We start from the raw sequence: 16117 nt of genomic DNA on the forward strand, positions 1-16117 counted from the left end.
TCCTTTTGTTGCTTTTTCATATCATTGCAGCCTGTACGTTCTGGTGCAAGTAAAACAAAAGCTACTTAATGTTTTTGGTCACAAGGTTTGCGGACATTTTAACGGTTGGAAATTTTAAGAATGGCGCTCCCGACAGGAATCGAACCTGTAACTTATCTTCCGGAGAGACACGTGAGATCCATTTCACCACGGGAGCGTTTACTAACTTTTTTGCGTTTTCGACATTGCGTCGAACTGTTTCAAATTTACTGCATTTTCACCAAAACGACGTAACCCTCAATTTGGGTCTTGCCAAATGGCGTAACCTCCTCAGAGATACGTCATGTTGGTTTCGCTAGGAAAGTACCAAATGACTTACTGCTAGTTATGGTCGCGCCTAAGACGCTGCTAATTAGCGTCGTGAATCATACGCATTTTACAAGAATGAGTCTAGCGCGTTGGTTTTTAGACGGTTAATTTTTAATCTTGGTTAAAATATGGTAAAAAAAAGGTCATGAACTAGTATGGTTTACTAAATATCAGCTATAGTTTTATTAAATTTTATACAATTACTTTCAGGAGATAGCCAATGTCATTAATGACGGTGGATGAAGTTGCAGAGTTTTTAGGTGTTAAAGACGTACGAGTAATCCGATTAGAGCGTGAGCATTTATTGCGTGCTGCAGATAAAGATGACGATGGTAACCCGTTATTTGATCAAACTGATGTAGAGAAGTACAAAGAGATTGCACAACGACTTGGTGGAATCTAAGTCGTTATTAAAACTGCTGGATTATCGATTTCATATCTTGAGTAAGATTTCGATAATCTAACGTTTTAAACTCATTCTGTTCTGACCAATCCATAGTCACAAGCCAATAATAAACTAGCCAATATTCCGCTTCGCTTAAGAATAAGTGGCAGTTGTAATTAGCTACTTGGCAATATTGTTTCAGCAACTCGCTAAATTCCGCTCTTGGTAATGCGTGCTCAACGGCAAGCGCCGCTAAGTCCCAACGAACATCGCCAATTGCAGCAAATTCCCAGTCTATTAAACCCACTTTTTTATCATTTGTTAGGTAAATATTACCTTGTGATAAATCGCCATGTAAAACGCCCTGAAACGCACTGTCCGTTATACTTAATTCAATTTGCTGTAGCTTTTCATAAACCTGAGATGGACTATTTGGTAGGTATGTATCAATTAACGGTGTTACGGATGGCAGTGTTAGCTCCACAAGTTGTGGCCACTGCGGCATTGTGTGAACTTGCCTTAAAGCCCGTACTACTAACTCGTTATTGTTGTTGCTCGTGCTATTACTATTACTAGATAAGTTAATTGAGCCGACGTAAGGCACATTACTTAGTAATGCGAACTTTTGGTTGTCGTATTCAAATATTAACACTTTTGGTATTGAGGCTTGAGGGATTAATCTTGAGTCAATATTAGCAACAGATGTTTCATGAAAATGCGGTGAGTGTGGTAATTGCTTTAAAAACCAAACGGAATCATCTTGAAGGTGTATTTTAAACACGCTGTTACGCGCTTCTTTTTGCGGCTCAAATGAAATCACCGAGCTACCAAGCAGCCCAGTGATTTTTTCTAATACGCTTGTTTTATCCAAGCGTTGTTGCCTGCTTTTTATCGCCAATGGGCTTGTCTTGTAATTCGTCTCGCCACTCCACATAACCTTTTAACGCTAAGAAAGTATAAAGTACGAATAAAGCCGCAGTTGGCAAGTATCCAGTTTGGTAATAAAGGTAAATAGACGCTACATCTATAAATAACCAGTACAGCCAGTTTTCCAATACTTTTTGCGTCACCATATAAGTTGTATATACAGCAAAGCAAGTAGTGAAAGAGTCTAAATAGGCCATTTTTTGAGTGGTGTACTCATCGGCTAAAAAGCCAACCACTAAACTTATAATAGTTAATACAACCACTATTTTTGTGTGTTTGTTCAATGACCAAGACACGACAGGCTTAGTATTAGATTCCTCTAAACCACCGTTCCATTGCCACCAACCATAAATAGCCATTAATAAATAATAAAAGTTCAGCGCACTTTCAAGCAACAAAGCACCCTGCCAAAATAGATTCATATAAATTAGCGTGCTTACAAAAGCAGCTGGCCAACACCAGCTACTTTGCTTGATCGCTAGCAACAAATACATCAGTCCTGTTGCAACGCCAATGTATTCCCACACTGACATTGCATTAAAACCTGTTAACAGTTGTTCCATCATAACGGTCTACCTAGTTTGATTATTTATTGCCGTATTTGGCCTGTAAATCTCCAGGAATAAATTTGCATACAAAGATACTCGTGCCGTGTTTCTCAAAGCTTGTTTTAAGCTCCTTGTTTAACGCATTTGTCACTGTATCAAAATCACCAAATAGTTGGGTGCTCATGTAATTTGTGATCACACTGATGTCTTCGTACGCATTAATACGGTCAATAAAGTCTTGAATAGCCGCAACGTAGTCGCCTTCAGTTAGTGGATACTTACTTATTTCTACACTTAGTTTCATAATAGTCTCTCCTAAAATAACACGTCTAACTTAAGGCCAAATACACTTGGCTCACCTAGCTGCTCATATGACTTTGCAACCCAACCATCTCGTGGATCGTTACCAAAGTAAAATCCGCGAACTCCATAGTCTTTATCACCAAGGTTACGACCCCATAGCGTCACGTCAAAATTGTCACCTTGATAAGTTACTGACATGTTTACTAGGTTAATTGCTTGTGACTTTTCATCGTGACTAAAAGAGTAATAGTACTCATCACGACCATTAATTGACGTATTCCACGTAATTCTATCCGCAACCTGCCAATTGAAGCCTAGCTGATATTGATAGCTTGGTGCGTGTGCCTGTTCACGTCCGTTGATATTTACGCGCACGTCTTCCCATGTTTCAGGATCAGTCTCTAAGCGGTACATGTCATCAATTTCAGTACTTAACAACGAAACGCCTGCAAATACCGACACGTTTTGATTTAGTTGATATTGAATATTTGTTTCAACACCATAGTTAGCACCATTTGGCGTATTAGAAACATAACCTACAAACTCTGGTTGCTCACCTAATTCACGAACTTCTGCTTCATTGGTAAACCACTGCTTGATTTGCATGTCGTGTCGGCTAGAGTAAAACACCACGGCACTGGCTTTTACACCACGGTCTGTATTGTTATAACGCATACCTAATTCAACGTTGTTTAATACTTCTGGGTCAAAGCTGCCATTCTCTCGAAGTAAATTGTAGTAACGCTCTAGGCCTGGTTCGTTTAATTTACTTAAAGCTTCGCCGTTAGCACCACCAGACTTAAATCCACGACTTAAACGTGTATAAACCATAGTGTTTTCGTCATACTGTTTGGTCGCCGTTAAATGGCCGCCAATCATAGTGTCCGAGGTACTTTCGTTCACTAAGTTAGAGTCTGAATAGTCGCCATCGTGGTTTTCGATTCGTAAACCTGCAGAAATATTAATGTCGTTTGTTAGCGCATAACGTTTTTCACCATAAATAGCGGCGTTTGTTTGCTCATAGTTACTAACAAAGTTATTTGATAACCAAGTGTATTCACGTGTTAAATCAACGTCTTTAGATTGAAAATAAACTCCGGCTACCCAGCTTTTATCTTTGCTTACAAACCTGATGTCAGCTTGGTTTGCCACTCGGTCACGCATATAGTTGTCAGTGGACGAATAACCATCTTCGTGAATGCCAACAAATGTCCAATCTTCGTCATAACCGTAGGCTAAGTCTGAATCGCTATGACTTAACATCACGGTAAGGTCGGTGTTTTCAAATCCGGTATACGTTGTATTAACACCTAATGCTAAAGTCTCTTGTTTGTCTTCACCAGGCTCGTCCGACAGTGTTGTACGGTCTTGGTCTAGTGAAAATGCGTCATAACCGTTATCAATGTCAAAGTAATGCAAAACAAACTGTGAAGTCACTTCGTTGTTAAACTCTACATCTAACAAGCCTCTAAACGACAATTCATTAATGTCATTTGTATCGTCTTTGTTCAGTGTTTTGTTTTCAACAAAGCCGTCACTTGTTAGCTGGTTTAACGAAAAACGCCCTTGTACATCAGAATTGAATTCCGTGCCTGCGGCAATACCTACATTAAACAAGCCGTAGTTACCGGCTTCTACACGAAAGCGGTTAGCGGCGTTTTCTTGAGGTTGCGTGCTATACATATTAATGAAGCCGGCCATTGCGTTTGCTCCAACGCTACTACCTTGTGGCCCTTTGTAAACTTCTACTTGGCCAATATCAAACAAGCCAGCGGCGGTACCAATACCCGAGTAATCAATACCGTCTATCGCCATACCAACAGATGGGTTTATTGGGTCAACAAACTGGCTACGTTCGCCAATGCCTCTAATTTGAATAAAACGAGCACGAGAAGCACCTGCGGCAAAGTTCACATTACCAAGTTGCTGTAATGCGTCTTGTAAATGGCTAGCGCCTGATTGCTCTAAGCTTTCTTGCGTTAAAACTTGCAACGAATTTGCGGCTTTGCTTTCTGGAGTGGGTAAAAGTTCACCCTTTACTTCAATGGTTTCAATAGCGTTGTTTTTGCTTGTTGGCTCTGCGGCCAAACTGAAAAACGGAAGTGCGGTTAATACTGCAATTGCAGTTTTATTAAGTGTCATATTTGGATCTCTTGTAGATAAAATTAACAAAAGACCCGGTCGTAAGCGCGAGTAGTCCTGGATTTACCATCCCTACGCCGGTACAAGCCGGATCAGGTTCTAAGGGTCCGATTAACGTCTCAGTATGTCGCTTTTACACGCATACACCCCTTGGTGTTTCGGGCGCCATTCTATTGATTTAAATAAAAAATGCTAGCCCTGTTTAATTTAAAATCATTCCAATGTGTGGAATATCATCTTCTAAATACATTTCTGTCACGGTTTCAAAACCCACAGATTCATAAAAATTTTCTAAATGTTGTTGTGCCGAAATTTTGCATTTTGTCGTTGGCCACAAACGCTGAACCTCCGCTATTGCTGCTTCCATCATTGGCGCTGCTAACTTCTTTCCTCGGTATGAATCGGTAATTAATACTCGGCCAATGGCACAGTACTCATCATACGCAATCCCTTTTGCAATAAGCCTACAAGTTCCAACCAATTGGTCACCGTCATAAGCAAAAAGTTGATAACAATCAGGTAGTTTATCAACGCCATCCATATCTGAATAGATACAGGTCTGCTCCACTACAAATACGTCTGAACGTGCCTGCAAAATGTCATACAGCTCGGTCACTGTGAGTTCGGCAAACGCTTTTATCTGCCATTGGATATTACGATCGGTCATACATTTAAGTTCTTTTTATTCACTAGTCGATAATGTAACCACGTTTATCGCAAAAATAACAGATAGACTTGGTTTTTTAGCCACCTGTAAGGTATTCTGCGGCCTCATATTTAATCAATTAGGTTAACGCACTATGACATCACATTTAATTCGCTCTGGTTTTCTTCTCGCATTTTCACTTTTTTTAATGCCTGCCTTCGCTAATGATGACGTGAAGGAATTAGAGTGGTCTGATTTAGAACCTAAAGATTATGTGAAAGCCATTCCTACCATTGAAGAAATTGGTCATGCCATGGCCGGTCCTCAATCTATCAATGCCCCCGTAGTAAAAGAACTAGATGGTAAAACCGTTAAAATTCCTGGATTTGTTGTGCCGCTTGAAGGTGAAAATGAATTGGTAACGGAGTTTTTATTGGTTCCGTATTTTGGTGCTTGCGTACACGTTCCACCACCGCCATCGAATCAAATTATTCATGTCACGTTTAAAGAAGGTGCGCCAGCCTCGTCAATGTACGACCCAATTTGGGTGACGGGTAAAATAGCGACGGAAACGTGGAGTGGAGAGTTAGCTCAAGTGGGTTATACGATGAAAGGCATATCCATTGCCCCTTACGATGACTTTTAATTAGTCTCGTTTTCGAATAATTTCGTTTTCCAAGTCGGTAAACTGCTCAGTTACTTTTACACAGACAACTCGAACATTGTAAGCCGACATTTTTGGGTTAAATTCACCGTTTTGACAGTAAGTACCATAAAAGGTCATTAAGTCTCTGGAGCTTTTGGTAATTTCTTTAACGTATTCCTCTTCGCGAGGCTTAAATGAATCAAATTGCATACTGATTTCATTATAAATACGTTGCGGAACTTTACCTCTTGAGTATTCGCCTTCAGCAGTTTGGCCAATAAGATTTACGAGGTAGCTTCTAACTTTATTTACTTCAGGGTGATCAACCGTTAATACAGTAATCACTAATATAATAAAAATTAAGAACTTCATGGGTACTCCAATTTGAACAACAGCCAATAATTGGCATCAAATTTTAACAAAATGATGATCTATAGAATTAGATCAACGTTTTATAATTTAGTTTCATTATTATTTCAGTTTCTGACTTATAATTTGTTTTGACATACAGTAGCAGGTAAAACAATGAACGATCGCATTGACGTAAAGAACATCCCAGCTGACGTAAAGGTATACAAGCCTAAAGTAGATGAAAATGCAACCTATAACCTACGAAGTCGCATTTATGTGCGAGCAGTTAAAGGTTTACATCAGGCTATACGTCGTAAAATGGGTATATTCTTTTTAGGCTTATTTGCCTTATTGCCTTGGCTAAACTGGAATGGTCAACAAGCAATTTTATTGGATATTGTGAATCAACAATTCAATATTTTTGGGCTAACGCTTTGGCCTCAAGATTTAACTATTTTCTCGTCATTGTTAATTATTTCTGCTTTCCTCCTGTTTGTTGTCACTACCTTCTATGGTCGAGTCTGGTGCGGATATATGTGTCCGCAAACCGTTTGGACCTTCATGTTTATTTGGTTTGAAGAAAAAATTGAAGGTTCAGCTAACAAACGTAAAAAGTTTGATTCCATGCCGCTTAGCTTTACAAAGGTTTGGAAAAAAGGCTTAAAACATACTGCTTGGTGGGTTATTTCATTATTAACCTCACTTACTTTCATTGGTTATTTTGTGCCGGTTGATCAGTTATTCATCGACTTTTTCACCTTTGAATCTTCTGCCATGGTCGTAGGTTGGACCCTCTTTTTTGCAGGTTGTACTTATGCAAACGCTGGCTGGATGCGTGAAATTATGTGTTTGCATATCTGCCCTTACGCTCGTTTTCAATCATCAATGTTTGATAAAGATACCTACACAGTTACCTATGACGCTGCACGTGGTGAGAAACGTGGTCCTCGCCCTAAAAAGGCAGATCCTAAAGAGATTGGCATGGGCGACTGTGTTGACTGTAACTTGTGTGTACAAGTTTGCCCAACCGGCATTGATATCCGAAATGGCTTACAGTACGAGTGCATAAACTGTGGTGCCTGTATTGATGCTTGTGATGAGACCATGGACAAAATGAACTATCCAAAAGGTCTTATTTCTTATACTACTGAGCACAGTTTGGAAGGCAAACCTACTAAAAAGCTTCGTACTAAGTTAATTGGCTATGGATTAGTTACCGTAATAATGTCTGCTGCATTTGTATGGCAGGTAGTGTCACGTATCCCATTGGAACTAAACATTGAACGTGATAGAAATGCGCTTTATCGTGTTAATAATGATGGTTTAGTTGAAAACACATTTACCCTACAAGTATTGAACAAGAGCCAGACAAATGCGACTTATTCAATTTCTGTTGACGGTTTATCCGACTATGAGTTTTATGGCGAGCGTGAATTTGCTGTTGCGGCGGGTGAAGTGTACAACCAACCAATAAGTATTGCCGTTGACCCGGTTGAGTTAAAGCGTCCGGTAACTGGCATAACTATTATTATACGTAGCTCCAATGGTGAGTTAGAAGTTTCAGAAGAGACTCGATTTTTTAAGGGACGTTAATGTCACAATTTGATTTTTCAGAGCTAGGACCAGATTTAATTCTTGATGCAATTGAGTCAACGGGTATTTATCCGGAGTCAGGGTTACTTGCATTAAATAGCTATGAAAACCGGGTTTATCAGTTTGTAGCGGAAGAAAAAAAGCGCTACGTGGTAAAGTTTTATCGCCCTGAGCGCTGGAGCGACGAACAAATAATTGAAGAGCACCAGTTTAGTTTGGAATTGGCCGAACACGATATTGAAGCGGTTGCGCCTATTGAGTTTGACGGTAAAACCTTGCTTGAGTATGGCGGTCACCGCTTTAGCTTATTTCCAAGCGTAGGTGGTCGAATGTTTGAACTGGATGATTTAGATCATTTAGAGCGTTTAGGTCAACTGTTAGGAAGAATCCATAATATTAGTGACGCAAAACCGTTTGAACATCGTTTAACAATCAATATTAAACAAGACTTAACAGAAGCGGCCGAGTATCTAAGAAAGAGTGAACTTGTTCCAAGATATTTACAAGACGCCTTTTTCCAAGACCTTGATAAAGTCATAACGTTAAGCTGCCAACATTTGCCAAACAACCTGAAAAACATTCGCCTCCATGGTGATTGCCATACGGGTAATATTTTGTGGCAACCGGGTTCAGAATCAGATGACGCGGTACTTGTAGATTTTGATGACTGTATTACCGGCCCTGCCATTCAAGATATTTGGATGATGTTAAGTGGTGATAGGCAACAACAGACGTTGCAGCTTGATACCATTATTGAGGGCTATGAAATGTTTAGGCCTTTTAATCACGAAGAGTTTGCGATTATAGAGCCACTTCGTGCAAGGCGTATGCTTATGTATATGACTTGGTTAGCAAAAAGATGGTCTGATCCAGCATTTCCAAGGAACTTTTCTTGGTTTAATACAGACAAATACTGGGAACAACAAGTTTTAGCGCTTAAAGAGCAGCTCTCTGCGATAGAACAACCATTACTTAAGTTAGGATATTAGTCTCCACTTTTAAGTTGTAATCTTGTATCGTTGTCGCAATAATTATTAAAAATTTTTAAGGGTAGTATTGAATGAAGAAGTTATTAAGTCTATTGGCTGTGTGCCTATTAAGTCTTTCTGTTTCTGCGGAAACATTAAAAGAAGGCGTTCATTATGAAGTTATTAGTGAAAAAGCAACGTCAACACCAGAAATTAAAGAGTTCTTTTCGTATTACTGTCCGCATTGTTTCACTTATGAACCTTTAGCAAAACGTCTGTCAGCGAAAGCAGATAACGCAAATTTCAAGTTTGAAAAAAGCCACGTCGATTTTTTAAGAGCTGCGGGGCCAGACATCCAGTTTATGCTAACTAAAGCATTGGTGGCGGGAGACAGATTAAACAAACCAGAAATAAGCGATGCGATATTCCAATACATTCATAAAAACCGCTCTGTATTCACAAGTGAAAAAGACGTGCGCCAAATATTCATCGCGAACGGTGTAAGTGGCGAAGACTTCGAAAAAACGTTTAATAGCTTTGGCGTGAAGGCACAAGCTAAAAACATGAAAAAGCTACAAGATGAATATGCAAGTAAACGCATTTTAACGGGCGTTCCAACGTTTGTTGTTAATGGCAAATACAAAATCCTTAGCAAAGGCTTTAATGCACGTACTTATGGTGAGCTATTTGATCAAATAGAAAGTGCCGCACTTGAGCTAGTTAAGAAAAAGTAATTATTTTCATTGATTAGTGAATTACTAGCACCATGGCGAACAGCTAAACATACTGTAAAGCCTGGTGCTTTTTTTATCTCTTTAACTAGCGTTGAGGCGCCCTTGCCTTATACAGTTAAAGTGCATCAACGACGTAAACGTTTAGCTATTGAAATTCACCAGGGCGAAGTAGTCGTAAAAGCCCCTCCGCTATGCACTCAAGAATTAGTAGAAACCTTCCTAAACCAACAACAGCATTGGCTAAAAGATCGATTAACCATTGCAGCAACAAAACCATCTTTCATACGTGAGTACAAAAACGGCGAGCCTATTTGGTTTATGGGAAAACCGCTAGAACTAAAAGTCGTGAAAACACACCAAACTTCCTGGCACTATCTCCCTGACCAAAACACATTAATGATCAGTCTTTCTGGTCGTGTGAAAAATCGAGACATTCAAGTTAGGCAACAGCTTCATCAGTTTTACCTCAACAAGGCAAAACAATATCTGCCGACACTATTAAAGCTGTGTGAAGAAAAAACGAGTCTCTCCAGCACTGCTCTTGAGTTTAAGTTTTATCAATGGCGATGGGGATGTTGTTATAACAACGGTAAAATAATTCTTAATCCGCTGCTTATGGCTGCCCCTGAGTCGGCTATTGAATGCGTGATAATTCATGAGTTGTGTCACCGTAAACACATGAATCATAGTAAGCAGTTTTGGCAGTTAAATGCAGAGTTCTGTGATGAGTGTGGCCAAACCAAAAACTGGTTAAAAGCACACCATGATGAAGTGTATTTACCAACGCCTAAGTAACATGCTCTAATACTTATGCTACTGCAGTGAACTGACTAGATGGGTCCGTTTCTTCTACGTAACTTGTATTGTAACGTTGTGCTATGACGCTTGAGGCTTTTTGAAGTTGAGCGCTCTCAACGTTTGACGAATAGCTTTGTGAGCTGTTTGATGAATTGTTTTCTGTACCGCTTTGCGAACCGGTTGGTGAAGTTGCGCCATCATCTACCGCTTGATCAAATGAACTTTTTACTGACGCTGCTGCGTCTTGCCTCTTCTGCTCAGACTCCCTTACGAGCTCTACACGTGCTTCTGCGATGTTTTGACTTGCTTCCGCCGCTACCTTTCTATCTTGCGAAGAAGGTTCTGCTGGAGCTAACGCTGCGGCTTTAACCGTTTGCATTTTTTCTATTGTTTCTTGTGGCGTTGCGCCTTTAGACACGTCAATTGAAACTTCACCACCTACAGCATACTTTTTACCGTCTGGCCCAGTTTGATATTCATAACTTGGAGCACCAGCATAACTACCACCAACAGCGGCGTGCGCTAGTTCATGATTTCGCACTTCCATGTCTCGAGCTGATAATTGCTGAATTTCGCTTAGTTCTTGCTGACGTTGTTGTTCATCAGCCTTTTTTGACTCGTCACTTTGTGCCGATTCATCGCTGCTTTCACCTTTAACAGCATTTGTAATGTCTGAAGGGTCATCACTAGCTGCGTTGTCCGGCTGTTCTTGATCTGACGGTGTGCCATTAGACTCTTGGTTTTGATTGCCCTGTTCGCCACCTTGTGGGTCGTCAGGAATAACCTTATTACTTTGAGGTGAAATTCGCTCATAAGTTACATCTTCGGTAATTGGTGAACGAGCTTCTTGATCTCTCGATTTTTGTGGGACATTTGCCTCCACTTTAACCGCGGCTGGAACCACTTCCTTAATGGCATTACTACGCACTAACGCTTCAGTAGAAGGTACTGATGCATTCACAACAACTTGTGGAATATGCGGAGGAATATTTAATGACATTAACTAGTGTTACCTTTTCAAAGTTACTTAATGTAAAAGACTAAAACGTGTCAAAGTTAAGTCTGGGCAAAAGTTTGTACGATACCTTGGTATTTACGTCTTAGAATACGCCTTAGTACCTATACCTTGGAATATACCTCAGAATCTATACCTTGGTATCGATAAGTGTGCCAACAACTTCATCCGCTGTTTGAATCACTTTACTATTTGCTTTCGCTAAATGCTCATTTACCACTAAATTAACAGCTTCAGTAGTTAAACTGACCTGCGGGGCTTGCTGTACAGCCTCTGTCGCCCCTTTGGCCGCGGTATTAGCATCAAGATTTAGTTTACTAATATTGTCTGCAGCTTGCGCTAAACCTCGTTCAGCGGTTTGATAACCATTTAAGCCCGACTGTATCGCACTTGGAATAGATTTTAGTTCCATGAACACCTCTGAATTAAACTTCTACTCGAAGTACAATTATTAACCACTTTAGGCATTTTTTAAAGTGATTATTTGCTATATAAAATATGGTTAATAGACCTATTTCATTACAGAATTTGTAACCACTTAATAAATTGCTCTTTTTTCGAAATAAATGGGGCATGTGATACGCCAGGCATTACCGTTATTTTTGCGCCTGGTAACAAGTCTATTAGTTTGTGCTCAACACTATTGGGCACCAAAGAGTCTAGGCGACCTAAAAGAGCATTCACAGGTACAGTTAATGAGGAAAACTCTTCTCTCAAGTCAACATTTTGAAGCATTGTTAAACCGGCATCTAAAGCTTCAATTTTTGGGTCAGGCACAGAAAATACCCACTCTTGAATTTGTTTTAAATCTGCTCGCATCGACTCGCTACCTAACGCCTGTATCTTTAAAAAGCGCTTTACCGTGTCTTTATGATCAACCAGCAGTTGCTTTGAAAACATCGCCAATACATTCGGCTTTATACCAAGCCAGTCGCCTTCTTCCATAAACTTAGGTGTACTTGCAACTAAACCAACGCCTACCGTTAAATCTGGGTATTGCTGAGCAAATTTGATTGCTAACAAACCGCCTAACGACCAACCAACAATATGACTTGGCTGTTTAACTATAGATTTTAACCAACCCGCAAGTTCGTCGATATCATAACGTTCAAGTGTTTCGGTGTTGTTGCCATAGCCGGGCATATCCACGACGGTCACTCTGTCTAATAGCTCAGGGCTAAGTGAGTCTAATACACCGTTCCAAATTTGTTTATTCATTCCCCATCCATGGATCAGGATTATTGGCGCATCATTCATAAGTCACTTATACCTATATTCTATTTAAAATTATCGACCCAAAGGCGAACCGTTATTGATCAATTATTGACGAAGTTTACTTGGATTATTCCCTTCATTCAAAGTGTTGCACCCTGCTGTTTATGTAATGAAAAAATAAAACAAACCCGAAGGCATCGGGTGCCAACATTATGCAGGGTTTGTTTTAATGATTTGCGCTTTTTACCCAACGGGTTGGACTTAACTCAAACTGAAATAATGGCTCAGCTTGTTTGTGATAATGTTGATGGCATTGCCACCATTGGAGACTATAGCTGGCCATTATCAATGTGGCTTAGCCAGCTTAAATTTTCACAGGAGCTGCAAGCTAGTCGGTTAATTGGATACCTTTTAGCACGCCAAGTTGAGCAACAAAATTGGCCTGAAATCGATCTTGTATGTGCCCTTCCACTTCATCCGTTAAGGTGGGTTTCTCGCGGGTACAATCAGTCTGTGCTTATCATGTCTGCCTTTTTAAAGGAGATTGAAATTCCTGTATATACAGGTTTAGTTCGACATAAATATACGAGAGCACAGTCGGCTAGTAATAGAGAAAAACGCTTAACCAATATTGCCAATGCGTTTATTGCCATAGAGCCAATTTTAGATAAAAAAGTATTATTGATAGACGATGTTTTGACGACGGGCGCGAGCATAAAAGCTGCTACCCTTGCCTTAAAGAACGCGGGCGCCACCGACGTTTATATTGCCTGTGGCGCAACACGTTTGTTTATTTAATAACGAACCGCAGGGGCCATAAATAAACTATTAACAAATAAACGATTTGAGCCGTACATTATTGCTCTAAAGTTAGGGTTATCCGTCATTCCGATGACCACTCCTCGGCCCATTCTTTGCGCTACTAGTCCAGTCGCTCCGGCAATTTTTTCTACATTGGTATTGTCGGCATAACCAGCCATTAAAGGCTTGTCGGTATAAGTTGCTACTGAGCTAAAAGGTACTTTTGGTGTTAACAATAAGTCTGTGCGGTTTTTAAATAGCGCAATAGTATTGTTTGTTAAACCAAAGGCCAGCGGGTGCGATAAATCAAGCTTTGCTTCAAAGAAAGCACCAGCTACACGTTGCTTACCGCCTAGTGCTTCTTTATCGCCAAACTTTAAATCGTCCGAATTAAAACGCTTATACATTTCGCTTTGAGCAATAGTGTCTACTTTTAACAGCCCTTCTTTGGCCAACCATAACGCAGCACGTTTTTGTCCCCAAACTGTACCGCCTTGCCTAGCAAACTCTTTTAAATCATCAGCTAATGATTCATCTTTTTAGAGTAGCTGCCGTCCGTTAATACAACGTGCGTGTAATCCGATAGGTTTACATAACCTAAGCTGCTTTTATTTATGATGGTTGGAGAAAAGCCAACATGACTATCTAGCATGTACCAAGCTTCGCCCACTTCATATAGATTTGCACCTATGCCGCCCACCATTAGAACTTTTGGCAAGGTAACAGGCATCATCAATCGGCTACCTAAATCAATGCCCGTAGATGTTAAGCCACTCTTGATTGTAGATACGCTAACCGGGTATTTGCTCAACGCTTTGTTGACCTTGTTTTGCCAACCTTCTTGTTGCAAACCTGCATTAATTAACATTGTGCCTGCCGCAAATGCCTTCGCGCTTTGACCACTTGTTGTATTTGAGTTAATGCTAGCAATGGTGTTTGCATTAAATGGTTTAAGCGCAGCTCTTACTTTAATTCCGTTGTTTAATAGCTCATAAATAAGTGCTGGCGCGTTAAAGTCATGCCAATCGATAGCAATGCTATATGCTGAGTTCATATCAAGTTTAGCGGCTGTATTTTGCGGTAACTGCCAAGGTGTGTTTGACAGCTTTAACTTTCTTGCAGACTCTACTTTTTCAAATTGAATATTAAACGCGTACGCTAAATTCCAGCTCGATACATCGTAAAAAGTATTGTCGTTAAACGATGTTTGAGTTGAGAATATTGATTGAATTAGTCTGACTTGTGGTTGATTTAAAGGCACGTAAACAGAATTTGATGCAATTACCTTTTTACCGTTCACTTTAGTATCAGAGTTTAACGCGTAAGATTTAATATTATGTTTAGATAAAAGCGCTAACAGTTTGTTAAGTCTTGTTTTGTCGTTTTTCTCAGTTAATAAATAACCATCAAAATCGGCTTTTTTTACTAAGCTTTTAACACTCGATTTAAATTCGTCTTGGAAGCTTTTTAAGTCATCACTACTTTTCAGGCTGCCTTCTAACGTTGAAAACGAAGACATTACTTGATGTTTAATAGTGGTAGGGAAATCTAAATCACCGTTAATCGATTCTTGAATGTGGCCGCGACTAGAGGCTTGCTCAAACAAAATACCAATACTGCCGTGCAAATCAGGATACGTTGAACCTTTACCTGCATAAAAGTCATCAAAAGCTTCTTCAGTAAAATAAAGCTTGTTTGCTTCATCAAAGGCTTTTGCATGATACGTGGCTAACTGTTTAGTCAGCGCGACGTTTTTATCTGGCGTTAGTGGATTTTTTCGCGAAGGAATACCTGGCTGAAAAAAGAACGAGCTGTTTGTGCCCATTTCATGGTGATCCGTTAATACATGCGGACGCCATTGTTGGTATTCAGCAATTCGCGCTTGCGACTCTGGATGTTGTAGCAATAACCAATCACGGTTTAAGTCAAACCAATACTGATTTACGCGACCACGAATCCAACCTTGATTATGTTCACGGTTATTTGGGTCTTTGTTAATGTTTTTGCCTTTGTGCTGATTGGCCCAAAGCGCAAAACGACTCAAACCATCAGGATTTAGGCTTGGGTCAATAATAATCACCATTTCATCTAAGTACTGATTAACCATCGCGCTGTTTGAGGCCGCTAAATAATACGCCACCAACATTGAGGCATTGCTACCCGATGATTCATCACCGTGCACGCTGTAATTTAGGTTTACAATGAGCGGCGCTGATTTGCTATTTGAGTTGTTTTTCTTATTTTCATTAAAATACTCAGAGCGCTGCTTTTTAAGGTTTTCTAACGAACTAACACGATTTGGATTAGTAATAGTGACATGCAACAACTCTCGTTGCTGTGTGAATAACCAATGGTTTTCACTTCTACTCGGTCACTGGCCGCGGCTAGCGCTTTATAATAAGCCACCAGCTGGTCATGCCTTACGTGCCATTCACCCACTTGGTAGCCCAATACAGACTCTGGAGTTGGGATAGCTTGATTGTAATTTTCAGCAGGCAAGTAAAACGATAATTCATTATGAAGCGGTGTTTTTGCCGCCGCTGTAAATGACAATGCTAAAAGCAGTAAAAAGGCTGTTTTTACTGTTGAGATAAGTTTATTCATGGTATCAGTAGCCATCTTTTATTATTAATTAAGTTAAAGATAACAAGTAACTATATGAAACAACAAGTCTGACTAAAAGTTAGTCGTTGAATA

General features: G+C 39.9%; 19 protein-coding genes, 1 tRNA gene and 1 riboswitch. Of the genes, 7 read left to right on the forward strand and 13 right to left on the reverse strand.

Translation table 11 applies throughout. From position 1 onward, the window contains the following. Positions 1-121: 121 nt before the first annotated feature. Positions 122-196 (reverse strand) — tRNA-Arg (locus tag GNP35_RS13710). Positions 197-568: 372 nt separating this feature from the next. Here GNP35_RS13710 and GNP35_RS13715 point away from each other — a divergent pair. After that, on the forward strand, positions 569-751 hold the full coding sequence (locus GNP35_RS13715) for a helix-turn-helix domain-containing protein (protein ID WP_155696728.1): 183 nt from the start codon (positions 569-571) through the stop codon (positions 749-751). A 7-nt stretch (positions 752-758) separates the two neighbouring features. On the opposite strand, the gene GNP35_RS13720 is transcribed toward GNP35_RS13715, so the two are convergent. From GNP35_RS13720 to GNP35_RS13740, 5 genes are all read right to left on the reverse strand, one after another. Continuing rightward, the gene (locus tag GNP35_RS13720) at positions 759-1604 is read right to left on the reverse strand and encodes an aminoglycoside phosphotransferase family protein (protein WP_196492529.1); all 846 of its coding nucleotides are present in this window, start codon (positions 1602-1604) and stop codon (positions 759-761) included. Beyond that, positions 1597-2226: a nicotinamide riboside transporter PnuC gene (gene pnuC / locus GNP35_RS13725; RefSeq protein ID WP_155696731.1), complete on the reverse strand. Its 630-nt coding sequence runs from the start codon at positions 2224-2226 to the stop codon at positions 1597-1599. The genes GNP35_RS13720 and pnuC overlap by 8 nt, the downstream gene beginning before the upstream one ends. A gap of 19 nt (positions 2227-2245) precedes the next feature. Then, positions 2246-2512, reverse strand: coding sequence for a YkoF family thiamine/hydroxymethylpyrimidine-binding protein (locus GNP35_RS13730; protein WP_155696733.1), 267 nt, complete (start codon positions 2510-2512; stop codon positions 2246-2248). Between the two features lie 11 nt (positions 2513-2523). Continuing rightward, on the reverse strand, positions 2524-4653 hold the full coding sequence (locus GNP35_RS13735) for a TonB-dependent receptor (RefSeq protein WP_155696735.1): 2130 nt from the start codon (positions 4651-4653) through the stop codon (positions 2524-2526). 52 nt (positions 4654-4705) lie between these two features. After that, positions 4706-4814, reverse strand: a riboswitch (TPP riboswitch). Between the two features lie 41 nt (positions 4815-4855). Continuing rightward, positions 4856-5320 (reverse strand): GNAT family N-acetyltransferase, encoded by a 465-nt coding sequence (locus GNP35_RS13740; protein ID WP_155696737.1) that lies wholly within the window; start codon positions 5318-5320, stop codon positions 4856-4858. Between the two features lie 133 nt (positions 5321-5453). On the opposite strand from GNP35_RS13740, the gene GNP35_RS13745 reads away from it, so the two are divergent. Next, positions 5454-5945, forward strand: a complete 492-nt coding sequence (locus GNP35_RS13745; RefSeq protein ID WP_155696739.1) for a DUF3299 domain-containing protein — start codon at positions 5454-5456, stop codon at positions 5943-5945. Here the strand turns inward: GNP35_RS13745 and GNP35_RS13750 are convergent, their stop codons facing one another. Continuing rightward, a complete protein-coding gene (locus GNP35_RS13750; protein ID WP_155696740.1) occupies positions 5946-6317 on the reverse strand; it encodes a hypothetical protein in 372 nt (123 codons plus the stop codon). It lies immediately after the preceding gene. 153 nt (positions 6318-6470) lie between these two features. Between GNP35_RS13750 and ccoG the strand changes: the two genes are divergently transcribed. The 4 genes from ccoG to GNP35_RS13770 all read left to right on the forward strand — a co-directional run bounded on the left by ccoG (position 6471) and on the right by GNP35_RS13770 (position 10386). Continuing rightward, positions 6471-7889, forward strand: a complete 1419-nt coding sequence (ccoG, locus tag GNP35_RS13755; RefSeq protein ID WP_155696742.1) for a cytochrome c oxidase accessory protein CcoG — start codon at positions 6471-6473, stop codon at positions 7887-7889. Next, the gene (locus GNP35_RS13760) at positions 7889-8878 is read left to right on the forward strand and encodes a serine/threonine protein kinase (RefSeq protein WP_155696744.1); all 990 of its coding nucleotides are present in this window, start codon (positions 7889-7891) and stop codon (positions 8876-8878) included. The genes ccoG and GNP35_RS13760 overlap by 1 nt, the downstream gene beginning before the upstream one ends. Positions 8879-8949: 71 nt before the next feature. Further along, complete coding sequence (locus GNP35_RS13765; RefSeq protein ID WP_155696745.1) at positions 8950-9591, forward strand: thiol:disulfide interchange protein DsbA/DsbL; 642 nt, start codon at positions 8950-8952, stop codon at positions 9589-9591. 9 nt (positions 9592-9600) lie between these two features. Continuing rightward, the gene (locus GNP35_RS13770) at positions 9601-10386 is read left to right on the forward strand and encodes a M48 family metallopeptidase (RefSeq protein WP_155696746.1); all 786 of its coding nucleotides are present in this window, start codon (positions 9601-9603) and stop codon (positions 10384-10386) included. 13 nt (positions 10387-10399) lie between these two features. Here GNP35_RS13770 and GNP35_RS13775 read toward each other — a convergent pair whose 3' ends face one another. From GNP35_RS13775 to bioH, 3 genes are all read right to left on the reverse strand, one after another. Continuing rightward, positions 10400-11389, reverse strand: coding sequence for a putative metalloprotease CJM1_0395 family protein (locus GNP35_RS13775; RefSeq protein WP_155696748.1), 990 nt, complete (start codon positions 11387-11389; stop codon positions 10400-10402). A 145-nt stretch (positions 11390-11534) separates the two neighbouring features. Continuing rightward, entirely contained in the window at positions 11535-11816 is a 282-nt protein-coding gene (locus tag GNP35_RS13780; protein WP_155696750.1) for a flagellar basal body rod C-terminal domain-containing protein, read from the reverse strand. 107 nt (positions 11817-11923) lie between these two features. Beyond that, complete coding sequence (gene bioH / locus GNP35_RS13785) at positions 11924-12661, reverse strand: pimeloyl-ACP methyl ester esterase BioH (RefSeq protein WP_155696751.1); 738 nt, start codon at positions 12659-12661, stop codon at positions 11924-11926. A 237-nt stretch (positions 12662-12898) separates the two neighbouring features. Between bioH and GNP35_RS13790 the strand changes: the two genes are divergently transcribed. Next, on the forward strand, positions 12899-13417 hold the full coding sequence (locus GNP35_RS13790) for a ComF family protein (RefSeq protein WP_196492531.1): 519 nt from the start codon (positions 12899-12901) through the stop codon (positions 13415-13417). On the opposite strand, the gene GNP35_RS16410 is transcribed toward GNP35_RS13790, so the two are convergent. The 3 genes from GNP35_RS16410 to GNP35_RS16415 form a co-directional block, all read right to left on the reverse strand. Continuing rightward, positions 13414-13875, reverse strand: a complete 462-nt coding sequence (locus tag GNP35_RS16410) for a hypothetical protein (protein WP_330997823.1) — start codon at positions 13873-13875, stop codon at positions 13414-13416. The genes GNP35_RS13790 and GNP35_RS16410 overlap by 4 nt on opposite strands. A gap of 68 nt (positions 13876-13943) precedes the next feature. After that, complete coding sequence (locus GNP35_RS13795) at positions 13944-15746, reverse strand: M14 family metallopeptidase (protein WP_330997824.1); 1803 nt, start codon at positions 15744-15746, stop codon at positions 13944-13946. Next, positions 15701-16024, reverse strand: coding sequence for a hypothetical protein (locus tag GNP35_RS16415; protein ID WP_330997825.1), 324 nt, complete (start codon positions 16022-16024; stop codon positions 15701-15703). Before GNP35_RS16415 ends, GNP35_RS13795 begins: the two co-directional genes overlap by 46 nt. Between the last annotated feature and the right edge of the window lie 93 nt (positions 16025-16117).

Source organism: Psychrosphaera haliotis (assembly GCF_009728465.1).
GTDB classification, from domain to species: domain Bacteria; phylum Pseudomonadota; class Gammaproteobacteria; order Enterobacterales; family Alteromonadaceae; genus Psychrosphaera; species Psychrosphaera haliotis.

Excerpts from the sequence above, each read along its gene's own strand:
- bioH (WP_155696751.1), bottom strand. The coding sequence starts at position 12,661 with ATGAATGATGCGCCAATAATCCTGATCCATGGATGGGGAATGAATAAA.
- GNP35_RS13750 (WP_155696740.1), bottom strand. The coding sequence starts at position 6,317 with ATGAAGTTCTTAATTTTTATTATATTAGTGATTACTGTATTAACGGTT.
- GNP35_RS13735 (WP_155696735.1), bottom strand. The coding sequence starts at position 4,653 with ATGACACTTAATAAAACTGCAATTGCAGTATTAACCGCACTTCCGTTT.
- GNP35_RS13730 (WP_155696733.1), bottom strand. The coding sequence starts at position 2,512 with ATGAAACTAAGTGTAGAAATAAGTAAGTATCCACTAACTGAAGGCGAC.
- GNP35_RS13715 (WP_155696728.1), top strand. The coding sequence starts at position 569 with ATGTCATTAATGACGGTGGATGAAGTTGCAGAGTTTTTAGGTGTTAAA.
- GNP35_RS13765 (WP_155696745.1), top strand. The coding sequence starts at position 8,950 with ATGAAGAAGTTATTAAGTCTATTGGCTGTGTGCCTATTAAGTCTTTCT.
- GNP35_RS13790 (WP_196492531.1), top strand. The coding sequence starts at position 12,899 with ATGGCTCAGCTTGTTTGTGATAATGTTGATGGCATTGCCACCATTGGA.
- GNP35_RS13745 (WP_155696739.1), top strand. The coding sequence starts at position 5,454 with ATGACATCACATTTAATTCGCTCTGGTTTTCTTCTCGCATTTTCACTT.
- GNP35_RS13780 (WP_155696750.1), bottom strand. The coding sequence starts at position 11,816 with ATGGAACTAAAATCTATTCCAAGTGCGATACAGTCGGGCTTAAATGGT.
- GNP35_RS16415 (WP_330997825.1), bottom strand. The coding sequence starts at position 16,024 with ATGAATAAACTTATCTCAACAGTAAAAACAGCCTTTTTACTGCTTTTA.
- GNP35_RS13760 (WP_155696744.1), top strand. The coding sequence starts at position 7,889 with ATGTCACAATTTGATTTTTCAGAGCTAGGACCAGATTTAATTCTTGAT.
- GNP35_RS13740 (WP_155696737.1), bottom strand. The coding sequence starts at position 5,320 with ATGACCGATCGTAATATCCAATGGCAGATAAAAGCGTTTGCCGAACTC.
- GNP35_RS13775 (WP_155696748.1), bottom strand. The coding sequence starts at position 11,389 with ATGTCATTAAATATTCCTCCGCATATTCCACAAGTTGTTGTGAATGCA.
- pnuC (WP_155696731.1), bottom strand. The coding sequence starts at position 2,226 with ATGATGGAACAACTGTTAACAGGTTTTAATGCAATGTCAGTGTGGGAA.
- ccoG (WP_155696742.1), top strand. The coding sequence starts at position 6,471 with ATGAACGATCGCATTGACGTAAAGAACATCCCAGCTGACGTAAAGGTA.